Annotated in this window: 21 protein-coding genes and 1 tRNA gene; 12 read left to right on the top strand and 10 right to left on the bottom strand. The window is 66.5% G+C overall.

The features are described 5' to 3' along the window. The first annotated feature begins 31 nt into the window (after positions 1-31). The 6 genes from NMQ09_RS06760 (at position 32) to NMQ09_RS06735 (ending at position 3487) form a co-directional block, all read left to right on the top strand. Positions 32-532: a P-loop nucleotide/nucleoside kinase family protein gene (locus tag NMQ09_RS06760; RefSeq protein ID WP_255193802.1), complete on the top strand. Its 501-nt coding sequence runs from the start codon at positions 32-34 to the stop codon at positions 530-532. 64 nt (positions 533-596) lie between these two features. Next, positions 597-1760 carry an HD domain-containing protein gene (locus NMQ09_RS06755; RefSeq protein WP_255193800.1) on the top strand — a complete coding sequence of 388 codons (1164 nt, stop codon included), beginning with the start codon at positions 597-599 and terminating at the stop codon, positions 1758-1760. A gap of 84 nt (positions 1761-1844) precedes the next feature. Beyond that, positions 1845-2714 carry a deoxyribonuclease IV gene (locus NMQ09_RS06750; RefSeq protein WP_255193798.1) on the top strand — a complete coding sequence of 290 codons (870 nt, stop codon included), beginning with the start codon at positions 1845-1847 and terminating at the stop codon, positions 2712-2714. A gap of 87 nt (positions 2715-2801) precedes the next feature. Then, complete coding sequence (locus NMQ09_RS06745) at positions 2802-3068, top strand: eL43 family ribosomal protein (protein ID WP_255193796.1); 267 nt, start codon at positions 2802-2804, stop codon at positions 3066-3068. A gap of 11 nt (positions 3069-3079) precedes the next feature. Beyond that, positions 3080-3214 (top strand): DNA-directed RNA polymerase subunit P, encoded by a 135-nt coding sequence (locus NMQ09_RS06740; protein ID WP_255193794.1) that lies wholly within the window; start codon positions 3080-3082, stop codon positions 3212-3214. A gap of 9 nt (positions 3215-3223) precedes the next feature. Beyond that, complete coding sequence (locus NMQ09_RS06735) at positions 3224-3487, top strand: KEOPS complex subunit Pcc1 (RefSeq protein ID WP_255193792.1); 264 nt, start codon at positions 3224-3226, stop codon at positions 3485-3487. 66 nt (positions 3488-3553) lie between these two features. Here the strand turns inward: NMQ09_RS06735 and NMQ09_RS06730 are convergent, their stop codons facing one another. The 4 genes from NMQ09_RS06730 to mct all read right to left on the bottom strand — a co-directional run bounded on the left by NMQ09_RS06730 (position 3554) and on the right by mct (position 6663). Continuing rightward, the gene (locus NMQ09_RS06730) at positions 3554-4129 is read right to left on the bottom strand and encodes a CBS domain-containing protein (protein ID WP_255193790.1); all 576 of its coding nucleotides are present in this window, start codon (positions 4127-4129) and stop codon (positions 3554-3556) included. A gap of 126 nt (positions 4130-4255) precedes the next feature. Continuing rightward, on the bottom strand, positions 4256-5014 hold the full coding sequence (locus tag NMQ09_RS06725; protein WP_255193788.1) for a GTP cyclohydrolase III: 759 nt from the start codon (positions 5012-5014) through the stop codon (positions 4256-4258). Positions 5015-5092: 78 nt separating this feature from the next. After that, on the bottom strand, positions 5093-5413 hold the full coding sequence (locus NMQ09_RS06720; RefSeq protein ID WP_255193786.1) for a DUF5785 family protein: 321 nt from the start codon (positions 5411-5413) through the stop codon (positions 5093-5095). Between the two features lie 68 nt (positions 5414-5481). Then, a complete protein-coding gene (gene mct, locus NMQ09_RS06715) occupies positions 5482-6663 on the bottom strand; it encodes a succinyl-CoA:mesaconate CoA-transferase (RefSeq protein WP_255193784.1) in 1182 nt (393 codons plus the stop codon). A gap of 160 nt (positions 6664-6823) precedes the next feature. On the opposite strand from mct, the gene glmS reads away from it, so the two are divergent. From glmS to citE, 5 genes are read left to right on the top strand one after another with little or no spacing between them, the layout of a single operon-like run. Next, on the top strand, positions 6824-7279 hold the full coding sequence (gene glmS, locus NMQ09_RS06710; RefSeq protein ID WP_255193782.1) for a methylaspartate mutase subunit S: 456 nt from the start codon (positions 6824-6826) through the stop codon (positions 7277-7279). A 9-nt stretch (positions 7280-7288) separates the two neighbouring features. After that, positions 7289-8752, top strand: coding sequence for a methylaspartate mutase subunit E (locus tag NMQ09_RS06705; RefSeq protein WP_255193779.1), 1464 nt, complete (start codon positions 7289-7291; stop codon positions 8750-8752). Continuing rightward, positions 8742-10016, top strand: coding sequence for a methylaspartate ammonia-lyase (locus tag NMQ09_RS06700; protein WP_255193777.1), 1275 nt, complete (start codon positions 8742-8744; stop codon positions 10014-10016). Before NMQ09_RS06705 ends, NMQ09_RS06700 begins: the two co-directional genes overlap by 11 nt. Then, positions 10009-11109, top strand: a complete 1101-nt coding sequence (mch, locus tag NMQ09_RS06695; RefSeq protein WP_255193775.1) for a 2-methylfumaryl-CoA hydratase — start codon at positions 10009-10011, stop codon at positions 11107-11109. The genes NMQ09_RS06700 and mch overlap by 8 nt, the downstream gene beginning before the upstream one ends. Positions 11110-11161: 52 nt before the next feature. Further along, positions 11162-12202, top strand: coding sequence for an L-malyl-CoA/beta-methylmalyl-CoA lyase (gene citE, locus NMQ09_RS06690; protein ID WP_255193772.1), 1041 nt, complete (start codon positions 11162-11164; stop codon positions 12200-12202). A gap of 108 nt (positions 12203-12310) precedes the next feature. On the opposite strand, the gene NMQ09_RS06685 is transcribed toward citE, so the two are convergent. From NMQ09_RS06685 to NMQ09_RS06675, 3 genes are all read right to left on the bottom strand, one after another. Next, positions 12311-13324: an aldo/keto reductase gene (locus NMQ09_RS06685; protein ID WP_255193770.1), complete on the bottom strand. Its 1014-nt coding sequence runs from the start codon at positions 13322-13324 to the stop codon at positions 12311-12313. Positions 13325-13840: 516 nt separating this feature from the next. Then, positions 13841-13924, bottom strand: a tRNA-Ser gene (locus tag NMQ09_RS06680). 41 nt (positions 13925-13965) lie between these two features. Continuing rightward, a complete protein-coding gene (locus tag NMQ09_RS06675; RefSeq protein ID WP_255193768.1) occupies positions 13966-14706 on the bottom strand; it encodes a hypothetical protein in 741 nt (246 codons plus the stop codon). 83 nt (positions 14707-14789) lie between these two features. Between NMQ09_RS06675 and NMQ09_RS06670 the strand changes: the two genes are divergently transcribed. After that, positions 14790-15011 (top strand): hypothetical protein, encoded by a 222-nt coding sequence (locus NMQ09_RS06670; protein WP_255193766.1) that lies wholly within the window; start codon positions 14790-14792, stop codon positions 15009-15011. Positions 15012-15020: 9 nt separating this feature from the next. On the opposite strand, the gene NMQ09_RS06665 is transcribed toward NMQ09_RS06670, so the two are convergent. From NMQ09_RS06665 to NMQ09_RS06655, 3 genes are read right to left on the bottom strand one after another with little or no spacing between them, the layout of a single operon-like run. After that, entirely contained in the window at positions 15021-15650 is a 630-nt protein-coding gene (locus tag NMQ09_RS06665) for a uracil-DNA glycosylase (RefSeq protein WP_255193764.1), read from the bottom strand. Positions 15651-15695: 45 nt separating this feature from the next. Next, on the bottom strand, positions 15696-15944 hold the full coding sequence (locus tag NMQ09_RS06660) for a DUF7976 family protein (RefSeq protein WP_255193762.1): 249 nt from the start codon (positions 15942-15944) through the stop codon (positions 15696-15698). Continuing rightward, positions 15941-17029 carry an Mrp/NBP35 family ATP-binding protein gene (locus NMQ09_RS06655; RefSeq protein WP_255193760.1) on the bottom strand — a complete coding sequence of 363 codons (1089 nt, stop codon included), beginning with the start codon at positions 17027-17029 and terminating at the stop codon, positions 15941-15943. Before NMQ09_RS06655 ends, NMQ09_RS06660 begins: the two co-directional genes overlap by 4 nt. Position 17030 lies beyond the last annotated feature (1 nt).

Genomic DNA, 17030 nt, shown 5'->3' with positions numbered 1-17030 from the left:
CGATTTAGTAGGTTCCCGTACACGAACGACCGTGAATCGCCCAACGCTGATCGTCTACTGTGGGCTGCCAGGCGTGGGGAAGTCCGCCGCGTCCGCCTACACCGCAGAACAGTTGTCCACCGAACGGTACCGCAGCGACCAGGTGCGCAAACGGCTGTTCCCCGACCCGGAGTACACCGACGAAGAGACCGTCGCGACCTACGAGGAGCTACTCGCCTGTGCGCGATCCGAACTCGAGGCCGGCGCGGACGTCGTCCTCGACGCGACGTTCCGCTCGAAACGGTTTCGCGACCGAGCGGCCGCGCTCGCGAGTGAGGTCGACGCCGCCGTGGTGTACGTCCACGTGACCTGTGACGTCGACGTCGTCCGGGAACGCCTCGAGAACCGCACCGAGACCATCAGTGACGCCGAATTCGAACAACACCTGCAGCTCAAACGAGCGTTCGAGCCGATCGAACGCGACCACGTCGTGATCGACAACTCCGGCTCGCTCGAGGAGACCTACCGCCAGATCGATCGCGAAGTCCTGTGACGGCGGCGCCGTGGCCGCACCCGGGACCACCGCGGCTAAGGGCCCGCCCGAGAGTGTAGACGCCATGACGACGATCAAGGACAGCGTCCACGACTACATCGAACTCGAGCCCACCGCGGAGGCGCTTTTGGACACCGCGCCGATGCAACGGCTCCGGTACGTCCGCCAGCTGAGTACGGTCCAGTTCGTCTACCCGTCTGCGAACCACACCCGGTTCGAGCACAGTCTGGGCGTCTATCACCTCGCCGACGAGGCCGTCGAGCGGTTGCCGATCGACGACGAGCTCGCGCGCCGGCTCCGGGCGGCCGCACTCGTCCACGACGTCGGTCACGGCCCGTTCGGCCACCAGACCGAGGCGGCCATCGAACGCCACCTCGGTCGCCACCACGACGAGATCGGCTGGCTGCTCGAGGAGACCGACCTCGGGGCCGTCCTCGAAGACCACGGTCTCGACCCCGAGGCCGTCGCGGCGACGGTCGACGGCCGCGGGCCCCTGGGCGAACTCGTCGCCGGCTCGCTCGACGTCGACCGGATGGACTACCTCGTGCGGGACGCCCACCACACCGGCGTCCCGTACGGCACGATCGACCACGCGCGGCTGCTGTACTCCCTCGAGATCGTCGACGGCGAACTCGCGCTCGAGGCCGGCAACGTGGCGACGGCCGAGAGCGCCCTGATCGCCCGGACGCTGATGAACGCGACGGTCTACCGCCACCACGTCTCCCGGATCGCAGGGTCGATGCTCGACAGGGCGAGCGAACGGCTGCTCGCCGACGGCGTCGTCGACCCCGAACGGTTCGCGCGCCTGACCGACGCCGAACTGCTGGCGACGCTGACCGAGTACGAGCGGACGGCGGAACTGGCGACCCGGATCCGGGAGCGGACCCTGTACAAACGGGCGCTGTGGGTGCGACGGGAGGACGTCCCCACGCGTTTCAGGGGACTCGACTACGACCGCACGCGGACACTCGAGCGCGAGATCGCCGAGCTCGCTGACGTTTCACCCGAAACCGTGATCCTCGACAGTCCGGGCGATCCCAGCGCCCCCGAATCACGGGCCAGAGTGGTCGTCGACGGGGAACTGCAGCGACTCGAAGACCGATCCTCGCTCGTCGCGGGGCTCGACGCCTGCGCCCGCGAGATCTGGCGCCTCGGTGTCTACGCGCCCGAAGACGTCCTCGAGCCGGTTCGCGAGGCGGCGGCGACGGTGCTCGAGGTCGACGGATAGCCCGTCGAGACGCCAGTTCGTGCCGGCACGCGATCGCCGGATTGGTTCGAAGTACCTTTCATCGCTCGGCACTGACACCGGCCCATGAAAGTCGGCGCACACGTTTCGATCTCCGGCTCGCGGGTCTCCTCCGACACGGAGACGCCGCCGTACGACGACATCCGCAACGCCGTTCACCGCCAGGTGGCCTTCGGCGGCAACTGCGGACAGATCTTCACCACCTCGCCGCAGGTCTGGGCGACCCGCGACATCGAGACCGAGGAAGCCGAGGGCTTCCGCGAGGAGTCTGACGAATACCTCGAGGGACCGTGGGTGATCCACTCGGCCTACCTGGTCAACCTCTGTACGCCGAAAGACGACCTCCGGGAGAAGTCACTCGCCTCGCTGCAGGCCGAACTCGACGCCGCCGACCGGCTCGGGATTCCGTACGTCAACACCCACCTCGGCGCGCACACCGGCGCGGGCGTCGACGGCGGCCTCGACAACGCCGCGAGCGCGATCGACGAACTCGACGTCCCCGAGGGTGTGCGGCTGCTCATCGAGTCCGACGCCGGCAGCGGGACCAAACTCGGCGGGGAGTTCTCGGAACTCGCGGGAATTATCGACCGGACCGAGACCGACATCGGCATCTGCATCGACACCGCCCACACGCTCGTCGCGGGCAACGACCTCACCACGCCCGAGGCCGTCGACGAGACGGTTTCCCGGTTCGACGACGAAGTCGGCCTCGAGTACCTCGAGTACATCCACTTAAACGACTCGAAACACGACGTCGGCACCCACAAGGACGAACACGCCCACATCGGCGAGGGCTACATCGGCGAGGATGGGATGCGCGCGATCGTCAACCACCCCGACCTGCGCGCGCTACCGTTCGCCCTCGAGACGCCCACCGAGGACGGGCGCGGCTTCGCGTGGAACATCCAGAAAGTGAAGGAGCTCCGCGAGGAGTAGTCGGCCGCTGGAACCGGCGGTGTGGGCGGCGGTCGACGGACGAAACTCAACAGCTTTTTACGGTCGCTTCGGTTACGTAGCGGTACTATGGCCAAGCAAGGAAAGCGAACGGTCGGGAGCGCTGGCCGCTTTGGCGCACGCTACGGCCGCGTCTCGCGACGACGCGTCTCGGAGATCGAAGCGGACATGCACAACGCCCAGGTCGACGGCGACGACGTCAAACGCGTCGGCACCGGTATCTGGCGCAACGAGGAGACGGGCGAACTCTTCACCGGCGGCGCCTACCGCCCCGAGACGCCCGCGGGCGCGACCGTGCGCCGCTCGATCCGCGCCGCTCTCGGCGAAGACGAGTAACCCCACCGACCATGAGCTACAAGTGTTCCCGCTGTAAGCGCGACGTCGAACTGGACGAGTACGGCGGCGTCCGCTGTCCCTACTGCGGACACCGCGTGCTCCTGAAAGAGCGCAGCCGGGACGTAAAGGAAGTCGACGCCAACTAGCCGGAGTCCGTGTTTTTCCACGACGCGACGCTCGAGTTCGTCTACGACGACGAGACGACCGCGCGCGTCGTCGCCGACAGCGTTGCGAGAGAGGTCGGCGAGATCGACGACGAGCGCTCGCGGACGACGATCGAGCGGGACGGCAAGACGGTGACGCTCGCGATCGACGCGCGGGACGTGACCGCCCTCCGGGCGGCGCTCAACACCTGGGTTACGTTGCTCGACGTCGCCGAGGGAAGCGAGTCGCTCGGGCGGGAGTACGCCGGATCCTGACCGCGTCCCCAGTGACGCTGATGGAGATAGGCCGGCGGGCACACGATGAGAAGGAATCGGCGTCGTTCAGACGGCTCGGCAGTCCGAGCAGAGGAGCTGTCCGTTCGACTCCCAGAGCGAGTCGGCGAGCGAGCCACAGGCCTCACAGACGCTCTGGGTCGTGTACTCGTCGCCGCCGTTGGGGAGCAGTTCGGCGTCAGTTTCGGGACTCGAGTGCGTCCCGACCGCCGGCTCATCGGCCGACGCCGCGGCCACCGCTCCGAACGAGCCGGCGGCGGCGATCACGTCACGCTGGGTGATCACGCCCAGGAGGCCGTCGTCGTCCTCGACGACCAGGTTGCGGACGTTCTCTCGCGTCATCGTGTTGGCGGCGTCTCCGAGCGACCGATCGGCGTCGATCGTCAGGGCGGGTGCGGACATGAGTTCCTCGAGGGTCGTTTCGTCGGCGTCCAGCCCGTTCTCGACGAGTCCGAGGACGTCCCACTCGGTGACGATCCCGACGACGTCCGAGCCGCGAACGACCAGCACGCAGCCGACGCGTTCTGCACGCATCAGTTGAACGGCGTCGAGGACCGTGTCGGACTCGCTCGCTGCCACGTACGCTTTCGTCAAGACGTCCCTGACCGACAGTTCCGATTCCATGTGTGAATAATTCGCAGGGACGGTCTAAAAGCTACCCCCGGCAGGCTTTTCAAATCGGCCGACGAAGGTACGATTTCTGTGCAGACGGCTGCCGGCATCGTTCGTTCCGATCGACGAACGGGACGACTATGCGAGCTCTACTCGCGAGCCGTCCGCGCGGCAGGTCTCGAGCGCGTGCTTGGCGGCCATTCCGGCGACGTGGGCGGTCTCGCCGTGTCCAGCGCCCACCTGGAGTTTTACGTCGACCGTCTCCTCGACGTGGGCGATGGCGTCCTCGTACGCCGCGCGACCGAGGTCAGGACAGACGGCGATGACGTTGTCGCCGCCGACGAAAAACGAGAGGCTGTCGTGGGCCTGGCGCATGTACTTCATGAGTGCGGCGTAGCCCTGTTCGATCTCGATGAACGTATCGAAGGCGTTGAGTTCGTCGGTGTACGTCCCGGTCGCGTTGACGACGTCGAAGTGAGCGATCGTGACGTCCTCGTCGGTGCGGTGGGGAGCCTCGACGACGCGGCCATCGAGGACTTCCCGTCGGTGTTTGTCCTGTGCGCTGCCGGCGTCCTGTACGAGCGCGGTGGCGTCGGAAAGCGCCTGGACGGGGGTCGTCCCGGTCGCGACGCCGAGGCTGAGCGTCACGGGGTAGCGGTTGCCGACTGACTCCTGGAGCAGCGCGTGGTCCGCCATGTCGAGGCCGTTGGTCACGGCGATGATGTTGTCGAATCGGGTGAAGAAGGTGTAGCCGTCGCGGTTACCGACGAACTGAGAGATGTCGGCGTACAGCCGCGACTGGAGTGTCTGGAGGTCGGCCTCGCGTCGTGGCTGGGGCGTTACCGTCCACGGGCCGTAGTTGTCGATCTGAACGAGCGTAACCTGCGTGTTCGTCACGGTACTCGAGCGTTTCGGCCCGCTTCGTATAAGTGATACGTAATCCAGATTCGTGATGAGGGCGTGACGCCCGAGGGCTCACGCCGGCTTCTTCTCGGGGTCCGGTCCGACCGGGTGGTAGTCCCAGAACTCACCCTCGCGCATCGCCGCGCCGACCGCTTTGTGCATGTCGACGATCGTCTCGAACTCCGCTTCCTCGACGTAGGCGAAGATATCGCTCAGCGCGACGACCTTCTGGTGATTGACCCGAATCGGGTCGTCGCCGTACTCGGCGACGAACTCGTCCCGGGAAAGCGGGAAGTCCTCTTCCTCGTCGACCTTCTTGGCGATGATCGCCATATCGTACTTGCGCTTGCCCTCGCTCCCCTCCTCGCCGTCGGGATCGTGTGGCCAGTCCATACCACGAGAAGGGAGTGGCCGGCGCAAAAACGTTACCTTCTCCGCGGATTCGGCCGGCGCGTCCGGAGTCAGTCGTCCGCCGTCGTCTCGGCGTCCGCGGTCGCCTCCTCGAGGACCTCATCCTGGTGTTCGCCGAGCAGCGGCGCCCGACCTCGCACGCGCGGGGGCGTCTCCGTCATCTTGATCGGATTGCCGGCGATCTCGACCTCGCGGTCGGCGCCCGGCTGTTCGACCGGGACGATCATCTCGCGGTCGTGGACGTGCGGATCATCGAAGATGTCCTCGGTGTTCTGGACGGGGGCGACCGGGACCTGACCCTCGAGCGCGTCACAGATCTCTGCGGCGGTTCGCTCGGCGGTCCACGCGCCGATCTCCTCGCGGAGGTTCTCGCGGTGTGCGAGGCGACTCTCGCGGTCGGGGTACTCCTCGGCGAGGTCTGGTCGGCCGATCTCCTCACAGAGCGCGGTCCAGTGGTTCGTCCCGAAGCCGGCGATGACGACGTGGCCGTCGGCGGCCTCGAAGGCGTCGAACGGAAAGAGCGTCGGGTGGGAGTTGCCCTGCCGGGTCGGCGCTTCGCCCGTGTACGACTGCTGGTAGATCGCGCGCTCGGTCATGCTGATCATCGAGTCGTACAGCGCCGTGTCGACGTACTGTCCCTCGCCGGTCTGTTCGCGGTAGTAGACCGCGCTCAGGATGCCGATGCAGTTCAACGTCGCGGTGAACAGGTCACCGATGCCGGGGCCGACTTTCGTCGGTGGGCCGTCTGCCTGGCCCGTGATCTCCATGACGCCACCGAGCGCCTGGGCGATAAGGTCGTAGGACGGCTGGCCCTGTCGGTGGGTCTCGCCGGTCCGTGGGTCGCCGAAGCCGCGAATCGAGGAGTAGATCAGTTCGGGATTGTGCTCACGCAGCGTCTCATAGCCGAGGTCGAACTTCTCCATCGTGCCCGCGCGGTAGTTCTCGACGACGACGTCCGCCTTCTCGACCAGCGAGAGAAAGGCCTCGCGATCCTCGTCGTCGCCGAGGTCGAGCTCGATGCTGCGTTTGCCGCGATTGACGCTCTGGAAGTAGCCGCCGTAGGCTTCCTCGTCGGGATCGTCGGCGAACGGTGGGTTCGGGCGGATGAAGTCGCCGCCAGGTCGCTCGATCTTTACGACGTCTGCGCCCATGTCCGCGAGCAACATCGTGCAGTACGGTCCGGCGAGCACCTGCGTCAGATCGAGGACGCGTAAGGTAGAGAGCGCTCCCATAGCCTCTCGATGTATGGACCGCCTCAAAAACCTTTACGATAGATCATGATGATGTTCACACGTACCACTCGAGGTGTGAAACCATCCCTCACTGAGAGAGTGGAAGGCTGTATAAGGAGTATTATCATGAAAAACCATTAGAGTTAAGTCCCTATTCCTCATGGTCGATCATACAATGCCCAGAACGGTCGTTCTCGGTGTGATCGGCTCCGACGCGCACGTCGTCGGAATCACGATCCTCGAGCAAGCGTTCAGTGCAGCCGGCTTCGACGTCGTGAACCTCGGTGTCCAGACCTCCCAGGAGGAGTTCGCCGAGGCCGCAGTAGCACACGACGCCGAGGCTGTACTGGTCTCCTCGCTCTACGGTCACGCCGAGCAGGACTGTCAGGGCTTTCACGACGTCCTCGACTCCTACGGCATCGACGCGATCACCTACATCGGCGGCAACCTCGCGGTCGGCCAGGACGACTTCGAGGAGACCCGTGCGACGTTCGAAGCACTCGGGTTCGACCGGGTCTTCGACTCCGAGACCGACCCCGAAGAGGCGATCGCGGCGCTCGAGCGAGACCTGCAGGTGACGACGACGGAGCGAGAGCGTGCCACGATCACGTCCTAGACGAGCTAGATGATACGAGACGAACGCATTCCTTCCGACGAGCTACGGCGTATCGACGACGAAATCCGATCCGACTGGCCGACTGGCGCGGACGTCGGCTTCGACGAGGCGATCGCCTATCACGAGTCGCTCCCGCGCGAGAAGCGATTCGCGGAAGTCCTCGAGTCGGCCGACAACCCGCTGTTGCAGCCACGGGCGGGCGTCCCACGGCTCGAGAGCCAGATCGAGCTCCTCGAGTATCTCCACCGCGAGGGCGAGGCCGATCTCCTCCCCACGACGATCGACTCCTACACCAGGGACAACGAGTACGGGAAAGCCCAGACCGGCCTCGAGAAGGCCCGCGAGACGAACGAGGACACCCTGAACGGCTTTCCGGCCGTCAACCACGGCGTCGACGGCTGCCGGGACCTGATTGAGGCGATCGACGCCCCGATCGAGGTCCGCCACGGCACGCCCGACGCCCGCCTGCTCGCGGCGATCACGTTCGCGGGCGGCTTCCAGAGCTTCGAGGGTGGGCCAATTTCGTACAACATCCCGTACACGAAAGAACACGGCCTCGCCGAGACGATCGAACACTGGCAGTTCGTCGACCGGCTGGCCGGCGCCTACACCGAACGCGGCGTCCGGATCAACCGCGAGCCCTTCGGCCCCCTCACAGGGACGCTCGTTCCGCCGTCGATCGCGATCGCGATCGGGATCGTCGAGGGCCAGCTCGCGGCCACCCAGGGCGTTCGGTCGGTCACGCTGGGCTACGGCCAGGTCGGCAACGTCGTCCAGGACGTCGCCGCCCTGCGCGCCCTGCGGAAACTCGCCAACGAGTATCTGCCCGACGAGGTCGTCGTCACGACGGTCTTCCACGAGTGGATGGGCGGCTTCCCGCCGGACGAGGCCCGCGCCAACGGCGTCATCAGCCTCGGCGGCATGACGGCGGCGATCGCTCGCCCCGACAAGGTCATCACCAAATCTCCCCAGGAGTTCCAGGGCGTGCCGACGATGGAGGCGAACGCCGCCGGCTTGCGAACGACGAGACAGATCATCGATATGGCGATCGAGCAGAACATCGACATCGACGGCGTCGACGAGGAACAGGAGCTGATCGAACGCGAGACCCACTGCCTGATGGAGACGATTCTCGACCACGGCGACGGCGACGTCGCGTGGGGCACCATCAAGGCCTTCGAGTCGGGCGCGCTCGACGTCCCCTTCGCCCCCAGCGACAGCGCACAGGGCTCGGTGCTCCCGGCTCGAGACGACGACGGTCGGGTTCGCATCTTCGAGTGGGCCGACCTCGAGATGGACGACGAGATCAAGGAGATCCACAAGGCTCGCCTCTCCCAGCGAGCCGAAACCGAGGGACGCGAACAGTCGTTCCGAATGGTCGCCGACGACGTCGACGCGATCAGCGACGGGAAACTGATCGGCCGACCCAGCGGCCGTGGCCGCGGCGCCGGAGGTGTTGGCAATGCGGATTGAGGGCGTCCACGCCACGCCCGGCTTCTCGGGCTTTTACTTCGACGATCAGCGCGCGATCAAGGGGGGCGCGAGCCAGGACGGCTTCGCCTACGTGGGCGAGCCCGTCACCGACGGCTTCGACTCGATCCGCCAGGCCGGGGAGGCCCTGCTCGTCGAACTCGAACTCGCCGACGGCACCGTGGTCCGTGGCGACTGTGCTGCGGTCCAGTATTCGGGCGCCGGCGGACGCGATCCACTGTTCCAGGCCGAGGAGTACGCCCCCGTCGTCGAGGGGCCGGTCGCCGAGGAACTCGTCGGGCGCGATGCAGCGGACTTCCTCGAGAACGCCGAACTGCTCGAGGAGCTGGACGTCGAGGGCGATCGCTTACACACGGCGATCCGCTACGGCGTCTCCCAGGCGTTGCTCGCCGCGGCCGCTGAAGCTGAGGGGACGACCCGGACGGACGTTCTGGCCGACGAACTCGGGACCGAACCCGCCACCGAACCCATCCCCGTGTTCGGCCAGAGTGGCGACGACCGCTACGTCAACGCCGAGAAGATGTTCGTCAAAGGCGTCCCCGTTCTGCCCCACGGACTGATCAACGCCGAGGAGAAGATCGGTTCGGACGGCGAGACGCTGCTCGAGTACGTCGAGTGGCTGGTCTCCCGCTCTGCGGAACTCGGCCCCGACGGCTACGAGCCCCGTCTCCACATCGACGTCTACGGCATGATCGGCGAGATCTTCAGTGCGCCGTACGACCGCCCCGAGGTCGTCGACTACTTCGCCGCACTCGAGGACGCCGCTGGCCCCCTGCCGATCCAGATCGAGGGCCCGATGGACGTCGGCGATCGCGAGGCACAGATCGAGGCGATGTGTGAACTACGTGATGGCCTCGCCGAGGCCGGCGTCGGCGTCGACCTCGTCGCCGACGAGTGGTGTAACACCTTCGCGGACGTGCAAGCGTTCGTCGACGCGGGCGCCGCCGACGTGGTCCAGGTGAAGACGCCGGACCTCGGGGGCATCCAGCGCAGCGCCCGAGCCGTCCAGTACTGTGACGGAACCGACACCCGCGCCTACCTCGGCGGCACTTGCAACGAGACCGAGACGTCCGCACGCGCCTGCGCTCACGTCGCGCTCGCGACGAACGCCGCACAGGTGCTCGCGAAACCCGGCATGGGCTTCGACGAAGGCTACATGATCGTCGAAAACGAGATGCGCCGCACGGTCGCTCGCCGCGCACGCGAGCGACGCGAGATCGAAGACGAGGTGACTGCAGATGACTGATTGGACAGATCCAGATACGTTCACACAGGCGCTTGAACAGGCCGAGACCAAAGCGAAGGGCAACTGCTTCGAGGACTTCGAGGAGGGCCAGGTGATCGACCACGACCCCGGTCTGACGCTCACCCGCCACGGCAACGAAGCGTGGATGAGCCAGACGCTCAACCACGACCCCGCCTACTGGCGCCAGGACGCCGCCGAGGCGCGTGGCTTCGAGGAACCTCCCGTCCACCCCGACTACCTCACCGCCGCCACCCTCGGCATCACCGTCGAGGACTTGAGCGAGAAAGGCGGCTACTTCCTCGGACGCACCGACGTCCGGTTCCCGACCGACGCGGTCTACACGGGAACCGAACTCCACGTCGAAAGCGAGGTCGTCAACAAGGCCTCCTCGAGTTCCCGCCCGAACTACGGCATCGTCTCCTGGCGAACCCGCGGGAAGGACGCCGAAACCGGCGAAGTACTGTGTTCGTACGAGCGCACGAACATGATCCCGCGGCGAAAGCCCCTCGAAACTGATGGAGGTGCAGTCGAGAACGCCGACGAAGAGGAAGACGAGGGGCTCCCCGCGGAGTTCATCAATCCCGACGGCGGCTACTTCGAAGACTTCGTCGAGGCGTTAGAGGAAGCAGCGGGTCGAGACGCCGCCGTCGCTTACCGCCACGAGCGCGGGCGCAGCCAGGACGACGTCACCGTCGCCTACCTGCCGCTGTCGACGCTCAACACGGCGAAACAACATCACAACCTCGACGTGATGGCCGACTCGCCCTCGGGCGACATCGTCACGTACGGCGACGTGACCCGCTCGACCGCACTGGGTCACGCGCGTTCCGACGAACAGACCTACCGCGAGGTCGGCTTCGACGACGAGACGTTCCACACCTTCGTCACGCCCGGCGACACCGTCTACGCCTTTACTCGAGTACTCGACGCGGAAGACAGCGTCGAGGAAACCTCGACTGGCTCTCGGACGTCGTCCGAGAACGACGGCGACGTCGCCGGCACCGTCCGCTTCGAGCACATCGCGTTCAACCAGAACGACGAGCCCGTCTACTCCGGAATCCGGACGGCGAAGATCTGTAAGCGAGGGAACTGAACCGACCGATAAACGCAACGATTACACATTACCTATCGAACCTACGAAATACATGACCGACGTTACACTCTGCCGAACCTTCCAGACCGCACCGGCCGCCGTCCCGAAAGACGACACGGCGAAATACCTCCGCTCGGGCCTCACCGCCGAGGGCTTCCAGGCGCCCGACTGGCTCGTCCCCGACATGGAAGACGGGACGGCCCCCGACATGAAAGAGACGGGCCTCGAGAACACGATCGAACTCGTCCCCGAACACGAGTTCCCCGGCGAGATCTGGCCCCGCGTCGAGTGGAGCTACGAGGACGAGGCGTTTCGCGCCCGCGGGCGCGACCAGATCGACCGACTCGTCGCCGAGATCGGTGACGAGATCGACGGCGTCGTCGTCCCCAAGGTCGGCCGCCTCGAGGACGTCGAACGCGCCGCCGAAGCGATCGCAGAAGCCGAGGCCGAACACGGCCACCCCGACGGCTCGATCGGCATGTCGATCATCGTCGAGACCGGTCGCGCACGCTCCGATCTCCGCGAGATTGCGAAGTTCGGCGCCGACTCCCGGCTCACCGCGCTCGTCTTCGGTCCCGTCGACTACGCCGCCGAACTCGGCGCGCGCGACCTCGGCGACGGTCGCCCACGCTGGGATGGGCTCCTGGAACGCCTCTCGAACGAAGCTAGCGCCGCCGGCCTGCTCGCCATCGGCGGCCCCTTCGACGATCTGTTCAAAGAGCGCGCCGGACTGACCTACTACAACGCCGACGGCTACGCCGACCAGGTCGAACACGAGGCCCACCTCGGACTGGACGGCTCCTGGTCGCTCTATCCGAAACAGACGATCCAGGCGAACACGATCCACATGCCGACGCCCACGGAACTCGAGCGCGACGTGAGCAAGATCGAACGCTTCAACGCAGCCAAACGCGAGGGTACCGGCGCGGTCACCTTAGACGGCCAGATGGTCGACGAGGCGACGTTCAAGGTGTTCCGCAACTCGATCCAGCAGGTGCGCACGATCCACGGTCGACGGCCCGAACAGGCCGAAGAGCGCTACGACGGAGCCCTGCTCGAGCGCGCGCTCGACCTCGAGCTGTCGTACCGATAGGAACGAGTCGGCCCCGTTTTTCTCGAATCCGAGGTCCCGAACGCGAGGCAGTCGCGCACTCGAGGACGATGTCGCGAACGCGAGCACGCCCGGCCGTCCCCTCCGTGGTTACAACCCCTGGTAGGGGCCCGCCTTCGCCGCCGTCAACCGCTCGACCTGTTCCGCGGAGAGTTCGATCGACGCGGCCGCGAGGTTCTCCTCGAGTTGTTCGACCGTCCGCGCCCCGATGATCGGCGCGCTGACGCCGTCGCGGTGGAGCAGCCACGCGAGCGCCACCTGCGCGGGGGAGGCGTCGACTTCCGCGGCGACCGCGTCGAGTTCGTCGTGTACGTCGAAGTTCTCCTCGGTGAGGTACGACTCCCGGAACCGGCTCGACTCGGCCACCCGCGAGTCCGTCGGCAGGTCCGCCTCGCGGGAGTACTTCCCGGTCAGAAACCCCTGCCCGAGGGGACTCCACGGACAGATCGCGAGCCCGCGCTCGCGCGCGAACTCGAGGTAGTCGCCCTCGATCTCGCGGTCGACGAGGTTGTACCGCGGCTGGAGGACGGTGAACGGCTCCCAGCCGTTGGCCTCGGCGATGGCGTTCGCCTCCGCCACCTTCCAGGCGTTCGGCCGCATCGTCGACGCGCCGAGGTAGTGGACCATGCCGGACTCGACGAATCCGTTCAGCGTCTTCAGTAGCTCCCGGGTCGGCGTCTCGTCGTCCCAGCGGTGGATGTAGAGGACGTCGACGTAGTCGGTGTCGAGGCGCTCGAGGAGCGCCTCGAGGCGGTGGCGGAGGTTCTTCCGGTTCGTCCCCACGCTGTTCGGATCGCCATCGCGGATCCGCCAGTAGATCTTCGAGGCGATCGTATATCGCTCCCGCTCGCGCTCGTCGAGCCAGTCGCCGATCCACCGTTCACTGTCGCCGCCGCCGTAGACGTCGGCCGTGTCGATGTACCGACCGCCAGCGTCGGCGTAAGCGTCGAGCAGTTCGTGCGCGCGCTCCTCGGTGATCTCGAGGTTCCCCGCCTCGGTGGTGCGGCCAAAGCGCCAGGTCCCGAACTGGAGCTCGCTCGTGTGTATGCCGGTGCGACCGAGTGGCTCGAAATCGAGGTCGGCGTTCTCGAGTGACTGTGTCATCGACTAGTGGTTGCCGGCTGACGCGGAAAAACGTACAGGATGCGGCGATCACGACGTGTCGTCTCCGCTCGCCGGGGACTGAGTACGGTGCGGATGGGATTTGAACCACGGGAAGACGGTCGGCCTCACGCCGTTCGGCCGCTGCGACTTCCCTGATTCAAATCCCACCGACCTCGCTGTCGCTCACGAATTGTTCGCGACTGAGCGGAGCGAAGCTCCGCGAGGTCCAAAAGAGCGCTCGCGCTCTTTTGAAGACAGCAACGGTGAGGATGGGATTTGAACCACGCCCGAGAACCTGCGCGAAGCGCAGAACCTCGGTCTGATTCAAATCCCGTGTTCCCGCTTTGCTCCTCACGTCCGTTCGTCACAAAAGCGGTGAGGATGGGATTTGAACCACGGGAAGACGGTCGGCCTCACTCCGTTCGGCCGTTGCGACTTCCCTGATTCAAATCCCACCGTTCCCGTTTTCCGCTCGAGCGACTCCTCGCTTCGCTCGTCGTGTGTGCTCGCGGAAAACGGTGAGGATGGGATTTGAACCCATGAGGCTTTCCAGCCACCTGCTCTCAAGGCAGGCGCGTTAGGCCGCTCTGCCACCTCACCTCGAGTGTGAGTTTTCCACCGACTCAAAAAGCATTGTCGGTCTATTCGCGACCGAGCGTCGGGCCGTCTTCGACGGTCAGGCCGAGGTCGTCGACGACCAGTGCGGTCGCTTCGGGGATCGGCCGGCCGGCCGCCCGGCGGGCCTCGAGGCCGGCGATCGTCGCACAGAGGCCGGTTTCGGTCGTGATCGTCGGGATCGCCGGGGCGAAGCCGACGTCCAGCCCGGCCGACTCGCCGCGGCGGGCGAGCGTCTCGAGCGCTGGCGGCTCGTAGGCGTCCGTAAAGTCGATCGGGTCGGCGAAGGCGGCGAAGTACACCGAGCCGTCGCCGGCCGGGCCGAGCACCACCTCGGTTCGGCGAACGGACATCGCCGCGCCGTCGATCTCGGTGCGAGCCACCAGCGGGGCCGTCGGCTCGAGGACGCCCACGCTCGCCGCGTCCTCGCGATTCAGGAGGTGGGTGACGGTGTTGCCGACCCGTGCGGCTCGCGTCGAGCCGACCTGACGCTCGAGGCGGAATTCGGCGTCCTCGCCGAGCGTGTCCTGTACCAGGTCGCGCACCTCGGCTTCGGGGTCGCCGTCGTCGAACGCGTCGGGCAGCGTCTCCTCGTCGCGGTAGTTGACGAGGAGGTCACCGCCGCTCGAGCGGGCGGCGTGGAGCACGTCCATCGTCGCGGCCTCGGCGAGTCGTGTCACCTCGGCCGTCGACAGGGGCGTCTCCTCTGTGAGCGACGACAGGACGAGTCCCTCGCGGGGCGGGGGTACCGGAACGACGACGATCATACCTCACAGTGGGCGCGTGAGTGTCTTGAACGCGGCGCTTGGCGACGAGTACGTTTATGTGCCACACAGACCAGGTGAGCGATATGGACGAACGACGACTCCTCGGACTGCTCGGAACGCTCGTCATCGCCGCGACCGCCGTCGTCGGGCTCGTGGCGTTCGTCACGAACTACGGACTCGATCCCGCCGACCCCGCCCTGCTGGTCCCGACGGTCGCGACCCTCGCCGTCGCGGCTGGCTTCGTGCTCGTTCTCAGCGGCCTCGGCTCGAACGCGAGCGGCGGCGTTCGAAGCTCCTACTGGTAACGACGCCGGTCACCGCTCCTGGCGGCCTTTCGTCTGTCGGTAGTCCGACGCCATCAGCGCCGCGAACGACTCGAGCCACGACTGGATCTGCTCGTCGCTTTGTTCGTGGGGATCGATCATGGGAACGAGTTCGAAGCCGCGCCCGCGGATCGCGGTTCCGTGCTGTGCGACCACGTCGAGGTCGTCGACGGGCGCCGTGGTGTACTCCTCCCCAATCTCGTGGAGGGCGCGTTCGCCGATCGGGACGATGATCTCGGGGTTGATCATCCGGATCTCGGCGTTGAGAAACGGCTCGCAGTTTTCGATCTCGTCGTCGGTCGGCCGCCGGTCGGGGTCCCGACAGCGCGTGAGATTCGTCAGGTAGACGTTGACGAGTTCCGGCCAGTCGGGATCGGAGTCGACGCGACAGAGGCCGAGGCGCTCGAGGAGCCGCCGGAACGGCGCTCCGTCGTCGCCCGCGAACGGGACGCCAGCGGCGTCCGCGCCGGGGCCGGGTCGCTCGCCGACGAACAGGAAGTCGGCGCCGACGTCGCCGTAGCCGTGGACGACCTGTGTGCGCGGCTCACAGAGCGCCGGACAGTTCCGGCAGGCTTCGTCCATGCCGAACGGGTTCTCACGGGAGTGTTGGTTCGCGTCCACATCCGTCCTTGGCGTCCGAACGCAAAAGGGGTACGCTCGAGTCGCTCAGCGCTCGAGGCCGCCGCGCTCTTTGACCTCGAGGATAAATTTGACGTTTCGGACGATCTCCTCGGGCGAGGTCTCCTCGGCGTCGTCGTAGAGGTCGCTCACGCGATAGAGGATGTTCGCGAGCTGTTTTCGCTCGGAGCTGTCGCCACGGACCTCGTCGGCGATTTCCCGGAGGAGCGCGACGCGCTCGGGGTCGGGCTCGAACTCCGGATCGTCGGGGTCGTCTCCGTCCGTCGCGTCGCTCATACGTCCTCGAGTTCTGCCGGTGGCATTCGATCTTCGACCGTCGAGGAGACGGCCTGGCGGTGAACGACGCCGGTGTTGTTCGCGATCGCCTCGGTCACCTCGCGCAGCGCCTCGCCGGTGTCGCTCTCCTCGTCGAGGACGGCCGGGTCGCCCTCGTCGCCGCCTTCCCGGACTCGAGGATCGAGCGGGATCGAGCCGAGAAACGGCAGGTCGTGGACGTCGGCGAACGCCTCGCCGCCGCCGGCGCCGAAGATGTCGTGGTGTTTCCCGCAGTCGTCACAGACGAACGTCGCCATGTTCTCGACGATGCCGAGGACGACGGTCTCGTGGCGGGCGAACATCTGCAGCCCCTTGCGGGCGTCGTCGAGCGCGACGTCCTGGGGCGTCGTCACGATCACCGCGCCCGTGACGGGGATCGTCTGGAGCATCGTCAGCTGCGTGTCGCCCGTCCCCGGCGGGAGGTCGATCACGAGATAATCGAGGTGACCCCACTCGACGTCCTCGGTGAGCTGGGTGATCACCTTGTGCACCATCGGTCCCCGCCAGATGACCGGGTCGTCGTCGCCGACGAGGAAGGCCATGCTCATCAGTTTCACGCCGTACTTCTCCGGCGGGATCAGCGTCTCCTCGGCCGTCGCCATCGGCGGTTCGTCGGCGTCGACCATCCGCGGCACGTTCGGCCCGTAGATGTCCGCGTCGAACAGCCCGACGCGGGCGCCCAGTTGTGAGAGGCCGGCGGCGAGGTTCACCGCGACGGTCGACTTGCCGACACCGCCCTTCCCGGAGGCGACGGCGATGACGTTCTTGACGTTGGGCAACACCGTCCCCTCGGCCGCCCCGGCGTCGTCCCGACCGGGAACGCTCGCGGAGAGTTCGGGGTCGACTCCCTCTTCCATGAGCACCGATCGCACGTCTCCCGCCATCGCCGTCTCCGTCGGCGAGTAGGGTGCTCCCAGTGCGAGGTCGATCGCGACCTCGTCACCGTCGATCGAGACGTCGTTGACGAGCCCGAGCGAGACGATGTCGTCCCCGAGCTCTGGATCCTCGACCGCCCGCAGCCGGTCACGTACGGCGGCTTCGTCCATG

This window comes from Natronobeatus ordinarius, assembly GCF_024362485.1.
In the GTDB taxonomy this organism is placed as follows: domain Archaea; phylum Halobacteriota; class Halobacteria; order Halobacteriales; family Natrialbaceae; genus Natronobeatus; species Natronobeatus ordinarius.
The sequence above is the reverse complement of the archived record's forward strand: the minus strand, read 5'-3'. Positions and strand labels throughout refer to the sequence as shown.